This window comes from Streptomyces adelaidensis (assembly GCF_016598475.1).
Lineage (GTDB): Bacteria > Actinomycetota > Actinomycetes > Streptomycetales > Streptomycetaceae > Streptomyces > Streptomyces adelaidensis.
The window spans coordinates 1-16,552 of the sequence record NZ_JAEMUX010000032.1; the positions used below are offsets into that span (position 1 = coordinate 1).

General features: G+C 71.1%; 21 protein-coding genes. 12 read left to right on the forward strand and 9 right to left on the reverse strand.

Annotated elements, in window-relative coordinates; translation table 11 throughout:
* Positions 1-417: 417 nt before the first annotated feature.
* Complete coding sequence (locus tag I8N67_RS19750; RefSeq protein ID WP_200304474.1) at positions 418-843, forward strand: hypothetical protein; 426 nt, start codon at positions 418-420, stop codon at positions 841-843.
* 144 nt (positions 844-987) lie between these two features.
* Here the strand turns inward: I8N67_RS19750 and I8N67_RS19755 are convergent, their stop codons facing one another.
* The 4 genes from I8N67_RS19755 to I8N67_RS19770 form a co-directional block, all read right to left on the reverse strand.
* Positions 988-1,728, reverse strand: a complete 741-nt coding sequence (locus I8N67_RS19755; protein ID WP_200304475.1) for a Clp protease N-terminal domain-containing protein — start codon at positions 1,726-1,728, stop codon at positions 988-990.
* A gap of 68 nt (positions 1,729-1,796) precedes the next feature.
* Positions 1,797-2,438, reverse strand: coding sequence for a LysE family translocator (locus tag I8N67_RS19760; RefSeq protein WP_200304476.1), 642 nt, complete (start codon positions 2,436-2,438; stop codon positions 1,797-1,799).
* A gap of 304 nt (positions 2,439-2,742) precedes the next feature.
* Complete coding sequence (locus I8N67_RS19765; protein ID WP_200304477.1) at positions 2,743-4,947, reverse strand: FtsX-like permease family protein; 2,205 nt, start codon at positions 4,945-4,947, stop codon at positions 2,743-2,745.
* Positions 4,941-5,801 carry an ABC transporter ATP-binding protein gene (locus tag I8N67_RS19770; protein WP_234045965.1) on the reverse strand — a complete coding sequence of 287 codons (861 nt, stop codon included), beginning with the start codon at positions 5,799-5,801 and terminating at the stop codon, positions 4,941-4,943. The genes I8N67_RS19765 and I8N67_RS19770 overlap by 7 nt, the downstream gene beginning before the upstream one ends.
* 128 nt (positions 5,802-5,929) lie before the next feature.
* On the opposite strand from I8N67_RS19770, the gene I8N67_RS19775 reads away from it, so the two are divergent.
* The gene (locus I8N67_RS19775) at positions 5,930-7,117 is read left to right on the forward strand and encodes a DUF2786 domain-containing protein (protein ID WP_200304478.1); all 1,188 of its coding nucleotides are present in this window, start codon (positions 5,930-5,932) and stop codon (positions 7,115-7,117) included.
* 54 nt (positions 7,118-7,171) lie between these two features.
* Here the strand turns inward: I8N67_RS19775 and I8N67_RS19780 are convergent, their stop codons facing one another.
* The 4 genes from I8N67_RS19780 to rpmB form a co-directional block, all read right to left on the reverse strand.
* A complete protein-coding gene (locus I8N67_RS19780) occupies positions 7,172-7,738 on the reverse strand; it encodes a DUF4232 domain-containing protein (RefSeq protein WP_200304479.1) in 567 nt (188 codons plus the stop codon).
* Between the two features lie 101 nt (positions 7,739-7,839).
* Positions 7,840-8,364 carry a hypothetical protein gene (locus tag I8N67_RS19785; protein WP_200304480.1) on the reverse strand — a complete coding sequence of 175 codons (525 nt, stop codon included), beginning with the start codon at positions 8,362-8,364 and terminating at the stop codon, positions 7,840-7,842.
* Positions 8,365-8,606: 242 nt separating this feature from the next.
* Complete coding sequence (rpsN, locus tag I8N67_RS19790; protein WP_200304481.1) at positions 8,607-8,912, reverse strand: 30S ribosomal protein S14; 306 nt, start codon at positions 8,910-8,912, stop codon at positions 8,607-8,609.
* Between the two features lie 16 nt (positions 8,913-8,928).
* Positions 8,929-9,165: a 50S ribosomal protein L28 gene (rpmB, locus tag I8N67_RS19795; protein ID WP_200304482.1), complete on the reverse strand. Its 237-nt coding sequence runs from the start codon at positions 9,163-9,165 to the stop codon at positions 8,929-8,931.
* Positions 9,166-9,227: 62 nt separating this feature from the next.
* On the opposite strand from rpmB, the gene rpmG reads away from it, so the two are divergent.
* The 5 genes from rpmG (at position 9,228) to I8N67_RS19820 (ending at position 11,834) form a co-directional block, all read left to right on the forward strand.
* Complete coding sequence (gene rpmG / locus I8N67_RS19800; protein ID WP_200304483.1) at positions 9,228-9,392, forward strand: 50S ribosomal protein L33; 165 nt, start codon at positions 9,228-9,230, stop codon at positions 9,390-9,392.
* 7 nt (positions 9,393-9,399) lie between these two features.
* Complete coding sequence (locus tag I8N67_RS19805; RefSeq protein WP_200304484.1) at positions 9,400-9,657, forward strand: type B 50S ribosomal protein L31; 258 nt, start codon at positions 9,400-9,402, stop codon at positions 9,655-9,657.
* 5 nt (positions 9,658-9,662) lie between these two features.
* Positions 9,663-10,913: a GTP-binding protein gene (locus I8N67_RS19810; protein WP_200304485.1), complete on the forward strand. Its 1,251-nt coding sequence runs from the start codon at positions 9,663-9,665 to the stop codon at positions 10,911-10,913.
* Positions 10,914-10,919: 6 nt separating this feature from the next.
* Positions 10,920-11,153 carry a 30S ribosomal protein S18 gene (rpsR, locus tag I8N67_RS19815; RefSeq protein WP_200304486.1) on the forward strand — a complete coding sequence of 78 codons (234 nt, stop codon included), beginning with the start codon at positions 10,920-10,922 and terminating at the stop codon, positions 11,151-11,153.
* 414 nt (positions 11,154-11,567) lie between these two features.
* Positions 11,568-11,834, forward strand: a complete 267-nt coding sequence (locus I8N67_RS19820; protein WP_200304487.1) for a DUF397 domain-containing protein — start codon at positions 11,568-11,570, stop codon at positions 11,832-11,834.
* A 105-nt stretch (positions 11,835-11,939) separates the two neighbouring features.
* Here I8N67_RS19820 and I8N67_RS19825 read toward each other — a convergent pair whose 3' ends face one another.
* A complete protein-coding gene (locus I8N67_RS19825) occupies positions 11,940-12,455 on the reverse strand; it encodes an ATP-binding protein (RefSeq protein WP_200304488.1) in 516 nt (171 codons plus the stop codon).
* 313 nt (positions 12,456-12,768) lie between these two features.
* Here I8N67_RS19825 and I8N67_RS19830 point away from each other — a divergent pair, with 313 nt between their 5' ends.
* The 5 genes from I8N67_RS19830 (at position 12,769) to I8N67_RS19850 (ending at position 16,545) form a co-directional block, all read left to right on the forward strand.
* Positions 12,769-13,605 carry a Sco1979 family transcriptional regulator gene (locus I8N67_RS19830; protein WP_200304545.1) on the forward strand — a complete coding sequence of 279 codons (837 nt, stop codon included), beginning with the start codon at positions 12,769-12,771 and terminating at the stop codon, positions 13,603-13,605.
* Between the two features lie 157 nt (positions 13,606-13,762).
* The gene (locus I8N67_RS19835) at positions 13,763-15,223 is read left to right on the forward strand and encodes an aldehyde dehydrogenase family protein (protein WP_200304489.1); all 1,461 of its coding nucleotides are present in this window, start codon (positions 13,763-13,765) and stop codon (positions 15,221-15,223) included.
* A 61-nt stretch (positions 15,224-15,284) separates the two neighbouring features.
* Complete coding sequence (locus I8N67_RS19840) at positions 15,285-15,548, forward strand: type II toxin-antitoxin system prevent-host-death family antitoxin (protein ID WP_200304490.1); 264 nt, start codon at positions 15,285-15,287, stop codon at positions 15,546-15,548.
* Complete coding sequence (locus I8N67_RS19845) at positions 15,545-15,796, forward strand: type II toxin-antitoxin system RelE/ParE family toxin (RefSeq protein ID WP_200304491.1); 252 nt, start codon at positions 15,545-15,547, stop codon at positions 15,794-15,796. The genes I8N67_RS19840 and I8N67_RS19845 overlap by 4 nt, the downstream gene beginning before the upstream one ends.
* A gap of 107 nt (positions 15,797-15,903) precedes the next feature.
* On the forward strand, positions 15,904-16,545 hold the full coding sequence (locus I8N67_RS19850; RefSeq protein WP_200304492.1) for a PadR family transcriptional regulator: 642 nt from the start codon (positions 15,904-15,906) through the stop codon (positions 16,543-16,545).
* The last annotated feature ends 7 nt before the right edge of the window (positions 16,546-16,552 follow it).

A 16,552-nucleotide genomic window follows, 5' to 3' on the forward strand; every position in this document is an offset into this window, starting at 1 on the left:
GCTCTTGAACGCACTCCAGCGACAGCAGTTCCAGACCCTTCCACCTACTGCCTCCACAGCGCCTTCTGCTCCCTCCCTCCCTCCCTCCTTCCCTCCCTCCCTACATTCTGACGCAGCCCCGCCAGACCACGGCGATGGTTGGTTGGTTGGCACGGCTGCAGGAACTCACGGTGGTGTTCACTGTCCAGAAGTCAGCCCACGTCGTCCTCACGGAGGCGGGTTGCCAGATCTCGGACCGCCGCCGGTCTCGGGCTGTCCGAGACCGGCGGCGGTCCGATACCACGTGCCCTCGGCGCGTCTGACGGTCGCCCCGGGGGCGGAACAGATCCGCATAAACGGTCTTCCGAACCTGTGCGGCGTAGCCCTACGATCGGCCCATGACGTCACATCGGGCGGATGCCTCGTAGACCCCCGCGCGTGCTGAGGGCCACCGTGCCCGATGGGCAGAGCGATGGTGCGGTGAGCACATTGCTCATCAGCGCGTGCCCTGGGCCGCCGGCGTGTACCGCCGTGCACACGTACCTCTTCGTCGATGGCCTCGACTGGGTGGCGCGCAGCGACAGCAGGATGGCCGGCCTCGGCCCGAGGCAACTGCTCCGCCCGGGCGGACCGCTTTATCCGATGGATACGCCGTGCACGGTGGAGGTGGCGGCTCAGGAGCAGCCCGAGCCAGGGCCGGACAGGCTGACCGTCCGGATCCGGCTCCGGGGCGAGACGGTCATCTGGTCCGACCTGATGTACCCCGGCTTCGATGGCGGGGCCATCGAAGAGGTTCGCTTCCATCTGGAGCAGTACCTGGGCGAAGTCGAGCGAGCGTACGCGGCGTTGAAGGACCACCTCTGATCGCCGACGAGCTGCCATCGGTCGACCTTATTGATCGCCCTGCGGCCGCGGAGGCCGAGCCGGAGACGTCCGCGACCGCGCCGCGCCGCGCCCGCAGGCTTTCGGCCGAGGGCGACACCGCGAGGTGCGGTGAGTGCCTTTAACTCACTGGCCCTGCCCCTGACCCTGCCCCTCCACCACTGCCCGCAACGCCTCCGCCACGTTCGCCTCCGTGGCCTCCTTCGTCACGCCCAGGTCGCTGAGCACGCCCTTGCCGTTCTCGAACTCCAGGAGGGCGAGGAGGATGTGTTCGGTGCCGATGTAGTTGTGGCCGAGGCGGAGGGCCTCGCGGAAGGTGAGTTCGAGGACCTTCTTGGCGTCGGGGCCGTAGGGGATGAGTTCGGGGACCTCGTCGGCGGCCGGGGGGAGGAGGGCCGTCGCGGCGGCGCGAGCCGCCTCGGGGGAGACGCCCTGGGCGACGATCGCCTTGGCCCCGAGCCCCTCCGGCTCGGCGAGGAGCCCGAGGACGAGGTGGGCGGGGAGCCCCTCGGTGTTGCCGGCGGCCTTGCCCTCGTTGTGCGCGGCCGTGACCACGTTCCGCGCGCGTGGGGTGAAGCGGCTGAACCCCTGGCTGGGGTCGAGGTCCACGTCGGCCTTCGGCACGAACCGCTTCTGTGCGGCCTGCCGCGTCACCCCCATGCTCTTGCCGATGTCCGTCCAGGACGCGCCCGAACGCCGGGCCTGGTCCACGAAGTGGCCGATCAGATGGTCGGCCACGTCGCCGAGGTGGTCCGCGGCGATCACCGCGTCCTGGAGCTGGTCGAGTGGTTCCGGGTGGACCTTCTTGATGGCGTCGATGAGGTCGTCGAGACGGATGGAAGCCGAGGCTCGCGGGTTCGTCGTCATGCGTCAACCTTAGGTTGACACTCCAGGACTGTCAACCTTGAGTTGACAGTCGCCTTCGGTGTGCGGCCTCACTTCGGCGCCACCGCCAACCGCACCGCCAGCCCCGCGAACACCGTCCCGGTGAAGATATTCAGCCCCCGCGCCACCCGCCGGCTCCGGCGCAGCATCCGCGCGAGGCGGCCGGCGGCGAGCCCGACCGCGCCGTCCCACAGGAACCCCATCACCACGAGGGTGCAGCCGAGCAGCAGGAGTTGGCCCGACACATGCCCGCGGGAGGGGTCCACGAACTGCGGCAGGAACGCCACGTTGAAGAGGATCACCTTCGGGTTGAGGAGATTGGTGACCGCGCCCTGCCAGAACGCCCGCCGCAGACTCGCGCCCCCCAGGCCGCCCGCTGTCGCCCCCGGCTCGTCCCCCGGCACCGACCGGTCCCGGAACGCCTTCACCGCGAGGTACAGCAGATACGCCGCCCCCAGCCACCGCAGCACGTAGTAGAGGACCGGCAACGACTCGAACAGCGCCGACAGGCCCAGCGTCGCCGCCACCGTGTGCACCAGCATGGCGCTCGCCACCCCCGCCGCGGCCATCACCCCGACCACCGGCCCGCCCCGCCCGCCGACGGCCACGATGAACATCATGTCGGGCCCCGGCGTCACACAGAGAGCGAAGGCCGCGACGAGAAACGCTGCGTAGAGAGATGCATCAACCATGCGCCCATGCTTGGCAGTCCCAGCGGCAAAGGGCGACCCAATTTCCCACCCGCACACACCGGGGGGCGCGCAGCGCTCCACCAGGCGCGGGGAACTGCGCGCCCAGCCGCGAACTCACCCGCACCCGCCTCACCACAGTTCCCTCTCCCCCGGACGGCGCCCCCACAGCAGACGACGCCTTCACGGCCACCGCCGCCGAGCACCCCGCCGCTTTTAAGGGGCGCGGGGAACTGCGCGACCAGCCACGACCCCACCCGCACCCGCCTCACCACAGCACCTCCCACCCCGGACGCCGCCCCCCACCTCACCGCCGAACCGCACCCCCACCAACCGCCCCCACCGCAACAACCCCACACACCAAGGCACACCCCCCGACGACACCCCACGGCACCTCAACCCCCACCGGCGCCGACAACACCCCCAACGCCCCCGCCACCCCCGCCAAATTCACCGCGGTCACCCCCACCCCCAACAGCACACCCACCACAACCCCCACCAACCCCTCGCCCACCACAACCACCAGCACCTGCCTCCGCGTCGCCCCCGCGAGCCGCAGAGTCCGCAGCTCCCCGCCCCGCGCAGCCGTGTCCATCAGCAGCGTCCCGGCCAGCGAGATCCCCGCGTACACGAGGGCGATCCCCAGCACCACGAGGAACCCGAGCCGGGTCTCGGCCCCGGTGCCCGGCCGGTTCGCGGCCAGCCACTCCTCAGCCGTGCGGACCTGGACCTCCCCGCCACCGCCCCGAACCTTCCCGCCACCGCCCCGAACCTTCCCGCCACCGCCCCGACCTGCCCCGCCACCGCCCCGCAGCGCCGCCGCGACCACTCCCGGGTCGACCCCAGGCCCCACCCGCACCTCGACCCGGTCCACGACGCCGCCCCCGGCGTTCGCGGCGGTCACATACGCCCCGTTGTCCCCGGTCCCCCGCGCGAGCACCGCCACGATCCGCAGCCGTACCGGACGCCCGTCCCCGAGCCACACCTGCACGGACCGCCCCACCTCATGCCGCTCCCACTCCTCGTTCACGACGATCGAACGGTCGTCGAGATCCCGTACGTCACCGGCGACCACCGGCAGCCGCGACACCGACGCGAAGGCCCCCACATCCGTCACCGCCCGCGCGTCGGACCGCACGAGCGCGCTCCCCTCCTCCTTCACATACACAGCGGTGGAGGCGGACCCGGCCACGGTCGCCCCGACGATCCCCGCGCCGACGCCGGCGACAGCCCCCGGCGCGCCCCCCGTCACCACGAAGTCCGCCCGAGTCCGCGCCCCCACCTCCGCCCCCTTCGCCTCAGCCACCGTCCCCGCCGCCCCCAGCAGCGACCCGGCCAGCGCGACCGTCACCAGCACCGGGGCCGCGACGGCGGCGGTACGGCGTACGGACGTGGCCGCGTTCTCGCGGATCAGCAGGCCGCAGGCCCCGGGCAGAGCCGCTCCGGTCAGCCGTACGAGCGGACGGACGAGCAGAGGGGCGAGCGCGGCCACCGCCGTGATCAGGAGCATCGGCTGAGTCGTGTACGTCTTCCGCTTCAACAGCTCCGCCGGATCCGTCCCCAACTTCCAGGCCAGCAGCCCGAATCCGCCCGCCAGCAGGGCGAAACCGATCACCCGGCGCGAACGCGGCAGCACCCCCGTGTCCACGGACGCCTCCCGCAACGCCTCGACCGGCCCGATCCGGCCGGCCCGCCGCGCCGCCGCCCAGGCTCCCGCGAACGCCACCGACACACCCGTCCAGAAGGCCACGTGGTACGGCCACAGCACACCGCCCGGCACCGCGAACCAGCTCGGCGCCATCCCGCCGGCCACCAACTCCCGTACCAGCAGCGGCGCCCCGTACGCCCCCAGCGCACACCCCGCCGCCGAGGCCACGACCCCGACCGCCGCGGCCTCCCCGAGCAGCAGCCGCCGTACCTGCCCGGGCGTCGCGCCCGCCATCCGCAGCAGCCCGAACTCCCTTCTCCGCAGGGCCACCACGAAGGCGAACGTCGACGCCGTCACGAAGACCGACACGAACGCGGTGACCCCGGCCGCCGTCCCCAGCAGCGAGTTGACGGCGACGAGCGCCTCCTCGTCCCGCTCGTACGCGGGGTCCACGCGCCGCCGGTCGTCCCCCGTCAGCACCCGCGCCCGGCCGCCGACCACCGCCCGCACATCCGCGACGGCGGCGTCCACCCCGACCGCGTCCATGCCAGGGGTCCCATCCATCCGCACCGGCCCCAGTTCCCGCAGCTCCGCCACCAACCCGTCGTCCACAGGGTGTGGACGCGCCAGCTTCTTCGACACCCGGGCCGTGCCCGGCCCCCGCCGCACCTCCACCGTGAGCGTGTCCAGGCCCGCGACCACGACGGGGGAGGAGGCGAAGCGCTCCGGCGCACGCGCGGGCGGGTCGAGGGACGCGGCGAGCCCGAGCCCCATGGCCGCCATCACCCCGACCCCCAGCGCCACGGCGACGAACGAGCCGAGCAGCGCGGCCCACCGCGTACGCAACGACGACAAGGTCAGCACGTCACACCCCCGACCACCGCGTCGTCGCCCGCCCCCGCGGCGGCCGACTCCAGCCCCGCCATATGCGCGGCCACGCCCTCCGCCGACGGCCGGGCCAGCTCCCCGCTCACCCGCCCGTCGACGAGGAACACCACCCGATCCGCGTACGACGCGGCCACCGGGTCGTGTGTGACCATGACCGTGGTCTGCCCTTCCCGGTCGACCAACTCCCGTAGCAGGCACAGCACTTCACGGATGGTCGTGGTGTCCAGCGCCCCCGTCGGCTCGTCGCCGAACAGGACCGCCGGGCGGGTGATCAACGCCCGTGCCAGCGCGACCCGTTGCTGCTGCCCGCCGGACAGCTGGTCCGGCCGGTGCCCGGCCCGCTCGGCCAGCCCCACCCGGGCGAGCGACTCACGCACCGCCGCCCGGGAGGGCCGCCGGCGAGCGAGCCGCAGCGGCAGGGCGACGTTCTGCGCGGCGGTCAGGGCGGGGAGGAGGTTGAAGGCCTGGAAAACGAAGCCGATCCGCTCCCGGCGCAGCAGCGTCAGCCGCCGCTCGCTCAGCCCGGCCAGCTCCACCCCGTCGACGCGCACCGTCCCGCCCGACGGCCGGTCCAGCCCCGCCGCACACTGCAACAGCGTCGACTTCCCCGACCCCGACGGCCCCATCACCGCCGTGAACGTCCCGGCCCCGAAGGCGAGGTCCACCCCGTCGAGGGCGACGACCTCCCCGTACGACCGCCGCAGAGCCCGTACGCGTACGGCCGCGACCCCCGCGCCCCGCGCACCACCCCTCGCGCCCCGTGCACCACCCTCCGTGCCCGCCGGTTCCGCCCCAGCCGCGTTCATCTGCGCTGTCTCTGTCGTGGTCATGCCCCCAGCGAACCGTCCACGGCCCGCCCGCACACGACCACTGAAGGGCGTCCTCGGGGTATGCCCAGCCCTACCTCCGCACCCCCACCCCGGACCCACCCACACCCCGCCATGACACGATCGAACACGTGAGTACGACCAGCACGGTGGACCGCGCCTTCGAGACGGCCCTCTACGCCGACACCGACGCCGCCCTCGACACCGGCGCCTCGCTGCTCGCCGCCGACCCGGCGGCGGACGCGGAACTGGCCCGGTGCGGGCGGGAGTTCGTCGCCGGGGCCTGGCGGCGCGGCTGGCAGCCCGCCGACGTCGTACGGTTCGTGCGGCGTGAGCTGGAGGACGCCCACGTACGCCTGCTCGCGCGGCTCGTCGTGGACGAGGACGCGGCCGGGGACGGGCAGTCACCGCATCCGCGCTGGGCCGCCCAGCTCGACGAGGTCAGGGAGCTCGCCGAGCAGCCCGCCCGCACGGACCGCTTCACGCACGCCACCACCGCCCTGGAGCTGTACCGGCTGCTCCTGCGCCTGCCCTCCCTCGAACCGCTGGACCGCCCGCAGGCAACCGGCGCGAGCGCCTCGCACCACCCCGAGTCGCGCATGCTCACCCGTATCCGCGCGCTCCTCGCCAAGGCGGAGGCCACCGAGTACCCGGAGGAGGCGGAGGCGCTCAGCGCGAAGGCGCAGGAGCTGATGGCCCGGCACAGCATCGACGAGGCGCTGATCGCGGCGCGGGGCCACGGCAAGGACGCTCCCGGCGCCTGCCGGATCGGCGTCGACGCGCCGTACGAGACGGCCAAGGCGGTACTGCTCGACGCCGTGGCCCGCGCCAACCGCTGCGAGGCCGTCTGGAACGAGACCCTCGGTTTTTCCACGGTCGTCGGTTTCGAGGCCGACCTGGAGGCGGTCGAGCTGCTGTACACCTCGCTCCTCGTCCAGGCCACCACCGCGATGACCAAGGCGGAGGCCGCCCAGCGCAAGGGCGGCCGCAAGCGGACCAAGACCTTCCGGCAGTCCTTCCTGGCCGCCTACGCCCACCGCATCGGCGACCGGCTGGCGGCGGTCGCCGAGGCCCAGATCGCGGAGGCGGAGGCCGAAGCCGGGACGGCGGGCGGCCAAGGGGCGGGCGGGGCCCCCGAACCGGACCTCCTGCCCGTTCTCGCCGCCCGCGGCGTCGCCGTCCGCGACCAGTTCACCCGTATGTTCCCCGACACCGTCACCACCCGCGTCCGGGGTGTCACCGACGCTGCCGGATGGCAGCAGGGCCGCGAGGCGGCGGACCGGGCCCAGGTCAGGGCGCGGCCCCGGCTGCCGTCCTGACCCGGCGGCCGTGAGCCCCTGTGCTGCTGAGTCAGTGGCCCAACAGCCGTAACCTCAGTCGCCCACCGGCAGGAACGGCCCCACCGTCGCCTCCAACGTGCTCTCGGACTTCACCGCGACCTCGGGGTCGGGCCAGTCGAAGCTCTTGACCTCGCTGTCCCCGGGCAGCGTGAACTTCAGCTTGTCCACCTCGGCGCTCTTCACCGCGTCCCCGGCGACCCCGCGTACGTACGAGATGGTGAACGTCACCGCCTGGCCGTCCGCCAGCGTCACTTCGGTGTCCTCGGACACGCCCTCCTGCGGCTGGAGCGACCAGGACAGGTTGTCGGCGAACAGGTCGACCCTGGCGGTCCCCTTCAGCGTGCAGGCGGCCCCGCTCTTGTTGGTGACGGTGACCGGTACGGCCCCCTCGTCACCGGCGGCCGGCGCGGCACTGCTCGGCCCGACCTCGAAGCCGGCCCCCGCGGCCGTACAGGCGCCACCCTTCCCGCTCTCGGCGGTGGCCGTGGCAGTGGCGGTCTCACCACCGTCACCCCCGTCACCCCCGTCGTCACCGCCACAGGCGGTCAGCGTGAGGGCCGCGAGAAGGGCGGCGGCGGTGGCGATCGAAGCGGTGCGCATGGAGGGTCCCCGGGAGTTCGTGGCCGCTGTCGCGGCCATGCTGGAGGGTGTACGGACGGGCCGCGGAACCCGGAGGTTCCGCGGCCCGCGCAACACATGATCTACGACCCGGCGCTGACCGTCGGCAGATCCGTCGGCAGCCCCGACGGCAGCGACCCCTCCGCCTTCTGGAACGTCTCCTCGCCCACGCTGCCCTCCCACGTGATCGTGAGGGACTTGGCGCTGACGGAGTCGACCATGCCCTCGGTGCGGTCGTCGCTGCCGTCCTGGCACTTGAGGGCGATCATCTGCATGTTCGCCTCGTCGGAGACCTTGCCGCTGCACACCGAGGTGCCCACGAAGACGGCGACCTCCTCGCCGTTGACGAACAGGGCGACGGCCTTGCCGCCGGTCGTGGCCAGCCAGTTGCCCTGGAGCTCGGTCTTGGCGCCGGAGGAGTCCCCGGAGCCGCCGCTGTCCGCCGTGTCCGTCGGCGTCGGGGCGGCCGACGACTCCTTGGCCTCGGAGCCGGTGTCGTCACTGCTGCACCCGGTCAGCACGAGCGCGGCCGCCAGCCCGGCCGCCGCGGCCGCGACGCGCACGCGCCGACCGGCCGAGGACGCCCTGGTCACAGTCCTAGCCGTCATCGCCGTAGTCACGTGGAGGTCTCCCAAAGGTGTGGCCGGATCCGGTCGCCGCAGCGACAGCGGCAAGCTACCAGCAGTGCCTCTGCGGCAGATGGCCGGGAACTGGCCGGGAACTGTGAGAGCTACCGGAAAGGGGAGGGCTACCCGCGAACGGCGAGGGCCACCCGGGAACGGGGACGGCCACCCGCGAACGGCAAGGGCCACCCCCGAACGGTGATAGCTCCCCGGGAAACTCGTGAGAGCTACCAGGACGACTTGCGCACCCCCGGCAGGAACCCGGCGTGCGCCTGTTCCCTGAGGCTCACCCGGGACAGCCCGAACGTCCGGAAGTAACCGCGCGGCCGCCCGTCCACCTGGTCCCGGTTGCGTACGCGGGTCGCGCTGGCGTCGCGCGGCTGCCGGCCCAACTCCCGCCGGGCGGCGACGCGTTCGGCATCCGTCGAGGACGGCCGCCGGATGATCTCCTTCAGCTCGGCCCGCCGCTCGGCGTACCGGGCGACGATCTCCTGCCGCTTGTCGTTCTTCGCGATCTTGCTCTTCTTCGCCATCGGTTCCTCAGTCCCCTCAGACCTTGACGCCACGCGCGCGGATCCGCGCGACGGCGGCCTCGACGCCGATGACATCCACGGTCTTGATCCCCTTCGTGCTCAGCCGGAGGCGCACATGACGGTTCTCGCTCGCCAGCCAGTAGCGCTTGGACTGGATGTTCGGGTCGAAGCGGCGGGATGTGCGCCGGTGGGAGTGCGAGATGCGGTTGCCGAAGCCGGGCCGGGCGCCGGTCAGCATGCAGTGGGCGGACAAGGGTGATGCACCTCTCTCTGCTCAATAATGCAAATGGAAGTCATTTTCAGTAAGGTATCAGCATGGCACGCAACGAACTCCGGCCGGTCATCAAACTCCGGTCCACGGCCGGCACCGGCTTCACCTACGTCACCCGTAAGAACCGCCGGAACGACCCGGACCGGCTGACGCTGCGCAAGTTCGACCCGAAGGCCGGACGCCACGTCGACTTCCGAGAGGAGCGCTGATCCAGCGATGAAGAAGGACACCCACCCGTCGTACGGGCCCGTCGTCTTCCGTGACCGCGCCGCGAACCACACCTTCCTCACCCGCTCGACCATGACGAGCGAGAAGACGATCGAGTGGGAGGACGGCAACACGTACCCCGTGGTCGACGTCGAGATCTCGAACGTCAGCCACCCCTTCTACACGGGCACCGCACGAGTGCTGGACACGGCGGGGCGCGTGGAGAAGTTCGAGAAGCGCTACGGCGCCGGGAAGAAGCGGGGCTGACCGACGTGACCCAGCTGTCTGTCGCGATCGTCGGCGGCCTGCACGCCGACGCCCGGCGGGCCGCCGTCGAGGCGCTGCTCGCCGGGGTCCCGGGCAGCGTCGCGCTGCACCACGACCTGTCGACCGCCGCCGACGGTCCGGACGCCAAGGTCGTCCGGACCGTACGGGACGCGGCGGGCCTCATCTCCACCGGTGAGACCCCGCTCGTCAACGACTGCGCCTGCTGCGCCCTGCGCGAGGACCTCGTCCCCGAGCTGGAGCGCCTCGCCGACGCGGGCCTCACCCGGCTCGCCGTGGTCGAGCTCTGGGACTCGGTCGAACCCAAGGCGATGGCCGAGGTGGTCGCCGCGAGCGGCCTCCGCCTCACCTCGGTCATCACCGCCGTCGACCCCGCCCTCCTCCTCCCCTACCTCGGCAACGGCGACGACCTCGCCGACGGCGGCCTCGCCGCCGCCACCACCGACCAGCGCACCGTCGCCGACACCTTCGCCCGCCAGCTGGAGTACGCCCCGATCCTGGCGATCCTTGACTCGGAGGAGGCGGACGAGGAGGACCGCGCACTCCTGGCCCAACTCCACCCGACGGCAAGGAGGGTGCCGATCGGTGGCCGGTGGCGTGCCCCTGAAGTGGCCGGAGGCCCTGAAAGTGGCGCGGGGAACTGCGCGACCAGCCACCACGCACGCGCACTCGACGACGCACCGCAACCCCTACGGCGCTCCCCGGCCCTGCTCGCCGCAGCGCTCGCCGGTTTCGATGTGGACGCGGCAGCCGCCGCCCAGCACCCCGCCTGCGCCCTCCTCCCCACCGACGCCGACGAATCCGGCGTCACCACCCTCGTCTGGCACCGCCACCGCCCCTTCCACCCCGAGCGCCTGTACGACGCGCTCGAAGACCTCTGCTGCGCGGCCGCCCGCAGCCGGGGCCGCTTCTGGCTCGCCGAGCGCCCCGACACCCTGCTGCACTGGGACGCCGCCGGCGGCGCCCTGTGCGTGGAGTCGGCCGGCCCCTGGCTCGCCTCGCTCCCGGACGCCGCCTGGGACCTGGTCCCCCCGGTACGCAGGGCCGCCGCCGCCCTCGACTGGCACCCGGAACACGGCGACCGCTGCCAGCACCTGGTCTTCACCTCCCCGGGCCTGGACCGCCACGGACTCGAAGAGCTCCTGGAGTCCTGCCTGCTCACCGACGCCGAGTACGCCGCCGGGCGCGCCGCCTGGGAAAGGCTGCCGCGCCCCTTCGACACCTTCCTGGAGGTCTGAACCACCATGGCCCGCAAGCCGGAGCGCAAGCCCGCCAAGCCCCGCCCCAACCCCCTGGACCAGGCCAAGATCACCTACGTCGACTACAAGGACACCGAGCTGCTGCGGCGGTTCATCTCCGACCGGGGCAAGATCCGCAGCCGTCGGGTCACCCGCGTCACCGCCCAGCAGCAGCGACAGCTCGCCCGCGCCATCAAGAACGCCCGCGAGATGGCGCTCCTGCCGTACGCCTCAAGGTGACGGCACCCCGCTGACACCCCGCTGAGCACCGCCCCCCACCCCGCCCCGGGGAGGTCCACGACCTCCCCGGGGCCATCCGTTTCCCGCCATCCTGCGGACGGCGGCCCCGTCGCCGTGAACCTCGCGGACCCCCGCCCCGTACGGAGGGATGTGACGACATGAACCGCGGACGGCATGCACCACGCACCACGAACCGCCTGAACCACGGATGGAACGGCACCGCCCCCTCATACGTCTCTCCAGTGCTGTAACCACAGGAACACCCCGCGTGCACGTGCATCTGCCCGTGCAGAGGAAGGTGCATCCGCTCGCGCATCAGCACGTGAACGGAGCTATGATCCGGGGCAGTTGACCACTGCATCAATGGCCACACCAGAGCCAATGCACACCAATGCACCACCCGGGGAGCGACCTGTGGACCACGACGTGTACGGCGTGGATGACGTGTACAACGGCATGGCCGCGACGGAGCTGACGACGCTCCACGCGGTGGCCTGGCAGAAGAGTCGGCACAGCAACTCGCAGGGAAACTGCGTGGAGTTCGCGCGACTGCCCGGCGGTGAGGTGGCGGTACGGAACTCCCGCTTCCCCGACGGCCCGGCGCTCGTCTACACCCGCGCCGAGATCGAGGCGATGCTCCTGGGCATCAAGGACGGCGAGTTCGACCACCTGATCGGATAACGCACCGGGCAGCCCCGCCGGTCGGCGGGGTCCCGCCCCGGTCACACGTGAAGCGACATGGTGCGACACGCGTAGAACCGCGGCGCCGAAAAGCGCCGCGGTTCTTCAGTTGGCCGACGGACAGCCCCGCCCCGGCGTCACCTGGAACAGCGCCCACACCACCTTGCCGCTGAGCGCGCCGCCCAGCGGATGCCAGCCCCAGCTGTCCGCGAACGAGTCGACCAGGAAGAGCCCGCGCCCCGACTCCGCGGCGAAGTCGTCCGAGTCGCCCGCGACCGGACTGTCATGGCTGGGGTCGCGCACCGCGCACACCAGCCGCTCGGTCCAGCGCATCAAGTGCAGCCGTACGGGCGGGTCCTGGGCCGGGCGGAGTCCGTTGCCGGGGGACAGGCCGTGCCGCAGGGCGTTGGTGACGAGTTCCGAGACCACGAGACAGACGTCGTCGAAGCAGTCGCTCATCCGCCACTGGTCGAGCGTGCCCGTGGTGAACTGTCTCGCCTCACGCACCGCTTCGTAGCGGGGCGGCAGCGCGCAGGACGCGGCACTGGACACGGTCGCGGGATCAAGTGGCGGAAGTCCCTGCCGTAAGGGTTCGAGCATGGTCGATCCATTCGTCCCCATGCGAGGCACTCCCGGGTGTTCGCGGTCGTTGCGATGCAGCGGTGGCGCGGGACCATGGTTTCTGATGCGTACGGCAGATGCAAGGGCAGATGCACGTGCACGCGCCCGAATTGGACCCGCCGGTACCGCTTCCTGGACATTTCTTCTTCACCCCATTCCCACGTCCCCCGCGCCCCACCCGTCCCGGATGTTGAACAGTTTCCCTTTCTGTAACCGGACGAGTGCGGATCGGAGTGGTTTAGTGGCAGACTGCGGCCCTTGAAGAAGTTGGGGAGGCTGGACGAACGTGGGCGCCGGTGAATCGAGCGGGTCGGTGGTGAGGCGGATGCTGCTGGGCTCGCATCTCAGGCGGCTGCGCGAGGCGCAGGGGATCACGAGGGAGAAGGCCGGGTACTCGATCCGGTCCTCCGAGTCGAAGATCAGCCGAATGGAACTCGGCCGGGTCAGCTTCAAGACCCGTGACGTGGAGGACCTGTTGACCCTCTACGGAGTCACCGACGAGTCCGAGCGCACCTCGCTGCTCTCCCTGGCGAAGGAAGCGAACGTCGCCGGCTGGTGGCACAGCTACTCGGACGTCCTGCCCAGCTGGTTCCCCACCTACGTCGGCCTCGAAGCCGCGGCCCACTTCATCCGCTCGTACGAAGTCCAGTTCGTGCACGGCCTGTTGCAGACCGAGGCGTACGCCCACGCGGTCGTCGCCCGGGGGATGAAGAGCGCGACCGACGCCGAGATCGACAAGCGGGTGGCCGTACGGATGGAGCGCCAGAAGTATCTGGTCTCCGAGAACGCCCCCGAGTTCCACTGCGTCCTCGACGAGGCCGCGCTGCGCAGGCCTTACGGGGGCCGGGAAGTGATGCGGAATCAGCTCCAGCATCTGATAGACGTCTCGGAGCGCCCGAACGTACAGCTCCAGGTCATGCCGTTCAGCTTCGGCGGACACTCCGGCGAGAGCGGCGCCTTCACGGTGCTGAGCTTCCCCGAGACCGACCTCTCCGACGTCGTCTATCTCGAACAACTCACCAGCGCGCTCTACTTGGACAAGGGTGAGGACGTCGCCCAGTACGAGCGGGCGATCAAGCAGCTCCAGGACGACAGCCCGTCCGCGGCCGAGAGCCGGGATCTGCTGCGAGGGCTGCTCCAGCTGTCCTGAGTGTCCGCGGCTGTCCCGGGGGCGGCGTCCCTCCTTTGGGACCCTTCCCTTCCTGAGAGTCTTCACAGAGTCTCCCGAGTACTCTCCAACTCCCTTTACTCGTCAGTACGATGACGTGTGATCAATCATTGATCGATGCCGACTGATTGAGGATCACATGTCGTCCTACTTCACCGATCTGGCCCAGCAGTACATCGGTGGCGAGTGGCGCCCGGGCACTGGCTCCTGGGACATCATCGACTTCAACCCGTACGACGACGAGAAGCTCGCGTCGATCACGATCGCCACGGTCGACGAGGTGGACGAGGCCTACCGGGCCGCCCGGGCCGCCCAGAAGGAATGGGCCGAGGCCAACGCGTACGGGCGTCGCGCGGTCTTCGAGAGGGCGCTGCGGGTCATCGAGGAGCGCGAGCAGGAGATCACCGAGGTGATCATCGCCGAGCTCGGCGGTACGCGGCTGAAGGCGGGCTTCGAGCTGCACCTCGCCAAGGAGTTCCTGCGCGAATCGGTTCAGCTGGCGCTGCGCCCCGAGGGCAGAATCCTTCCTTCGCCGATCGACGGCAAGGAGAACCGCCTCTACCGGGTGCCGGTCGGTGTGGTGGGCGTCATCAGCCCCTTCAACTTCCCGTTCCTGCTCTCCATCAAGTCGGTCGCCCCGGCCCTCGCCCTCGGCAACGGCGTGGTGCTGAAGCCGCACCAGAGCGCCCCCGTCACGGGTGGCACGCTGGTCGCGAAGATATTCGAGGAGGCGGGCCTGCCGGGCGGTCTGCTCAACGTCGTCGTCACCGACATCGCGGAGATCGGCGACGCCTTCATCGAGCACCCGATCCCCAAGGTCATCTCCTTCACCGGCTCCGACAGGGTCGGCCGCCATGTCGCCACGATCGCCGCCCAGAACTTCAAGCGCACGATCCTCGAACTGGGTGGCAACAGCGCGCTGGTGGTCCTGGACGACGCGGACATCGACTACGCCGTCGACGCGGCCGTCTTCTCGCGCTACGTCCACCAGGGCCAGGTCTGCATGGCCGCCAACCGCGTTCTCGTGGACCGCTCGATCCAGGCCGAGTTCACCGAGAAGTTCGTGGCGAAGGTGAAGACGCTGAAGGTCGGCGACCCGCGCGACCCGCAGACGGTCATCGGCCCGGTCATCAACTCCTCCCAGGCCGACTCCCTCACCGGCGTCGTCGAGCAGGCCCTCGCGGAGGGCGCGACGGCGCTCGTCCACGGCAGCAGGACCGACAACCTGGTCGAGCCGTCCGTCCTCACCGGCCTCCCCGCCGGCTCCGCCCTCCTCCGGCAGGAGGTCTTCGGCCCGGTCGTCTTCCTCCTCCCCTTCGACAGCGAGGAGGAGGCCGTCCGCCTCGTCAACGACACCCCGTACGGCCTCAGCGGCGCCGTCCACACCGGGGACGTCGAGCGCGGTGTCGCCTTCGCCAAGCAGATCGAGACCGGCATGTTCCACGTCAACGACAGCACCGTCCACGACGAGCCCCTCGTCCCCTTCGGCGGCGAGAAGCACTCCGGCATCGGCCGCCTCAACGGCGAGATGACGGTGGACGCGTTCACCACCCAGAAGTGGATCTCGGTCCAGCACAAGCGGAGCTTCTTCCCGTTCTGACGGTCGCGGGTTCGGGACGGTACGGGTTTGGCAGACATGCGTCTAGGCGCACAGTAGAGGCATGTCTGCTACGTATCCCATCGCGGAGGCGCGGGGCAAGCTCGGGGAACTCGCCCGCCGGGCCGCCCAGCACGAGCACATCACCCTGACTGATCGCGGGGTTCCGGCCGCTGTCCTCATCTCCCCCGCCGAGCTGGAGGACCTTCAGGACGCTCTCGCCCTCGCCCGACTGGAGCGTGACCGCGCTCTCGGTCGCGCCGAGACTCCGCTACCGCATGACGAGGCCCGCCGCGCGCTGCTCGAAGCGGCGGGGAGGAGTGAGTGACCTGGCAGGTGTTGTGGGAACCGGCGGCTCTCAACTCGGCTGCCGGACACCTCAAGGGCGATCCGAACAGTGTCGACACGCTCCTGCGAGCCGCTGACCGGCTCGCCCAGGACGAGCGCCCCGAGGGTTCGCATGCTTGGGGCGCGGAGCATCGGCGCTCGCACCGTGCTCCCTGGCGCATCCTGTGCCGCATCGATCCGCAGACGCGCACACTCCATATCGAACACGTCGGCCGCACGGCCGCCTGACTTGACCGCGATCCTGGTCGGCGATCCTGGTCCGACGGCGTTCGAGCCAGTGGTGAACGGGCCGGGTGCGGGCCGGGGCTGATCCGCGCGGGTTCTACGCTGGCCCCATGTCAGCGATCCGTCTTCTCGTGCTCGGCGCCGTGCGCCAGCACGGGCGGGCCCACGGCTACCAGGTGCGCAACGACCTGGAGTACTGGGGCGCGCACGAGTGGTCCAACGCCAAGCCCGGCTCGATCTACCACGCCCTGAAGCAGATGGCGAAACAGGGGCTGCTGCTCGCGCACGAGACCGCCCCCTCCACCGCCGGCGGCCCCCCTCGCACCGAGTACGAGATCACCGAGGCCGGCACCGAGGAGTACCTCAAACTGCTGCGCGAGTCCCTCACCGCCTACGACCAGAAGCGGGACGTACTCTCCGCCGGGCTCGGCTGCATGGTCGACCTCGGCCGCGAGGAGGTGCTCGGACTCCTGGCGGAGCGGGTGCGGACCATCGGGGAGTGGCGCAAGGCCATCACCGAGTACTACATGCCCGAGGAGGGCCCCGGCCAGTTCGGCCACATCGGCGAGATCATGAACTTCTGGCTCGACTCCGCCGATTCGGGCGCCCGCTGGACCCAGGGCCTCATCGAACGCATCCGCGGCGGCGCCTACACCTTCGCGGGGGAGGGCGAGCCGTTCATCGGCGTCCTGGTCGAGGGGCAGGAGAACCCGTACGCGACGGGGGAGCGGCATCCGGGGGACGACCGCTAGGACGTTG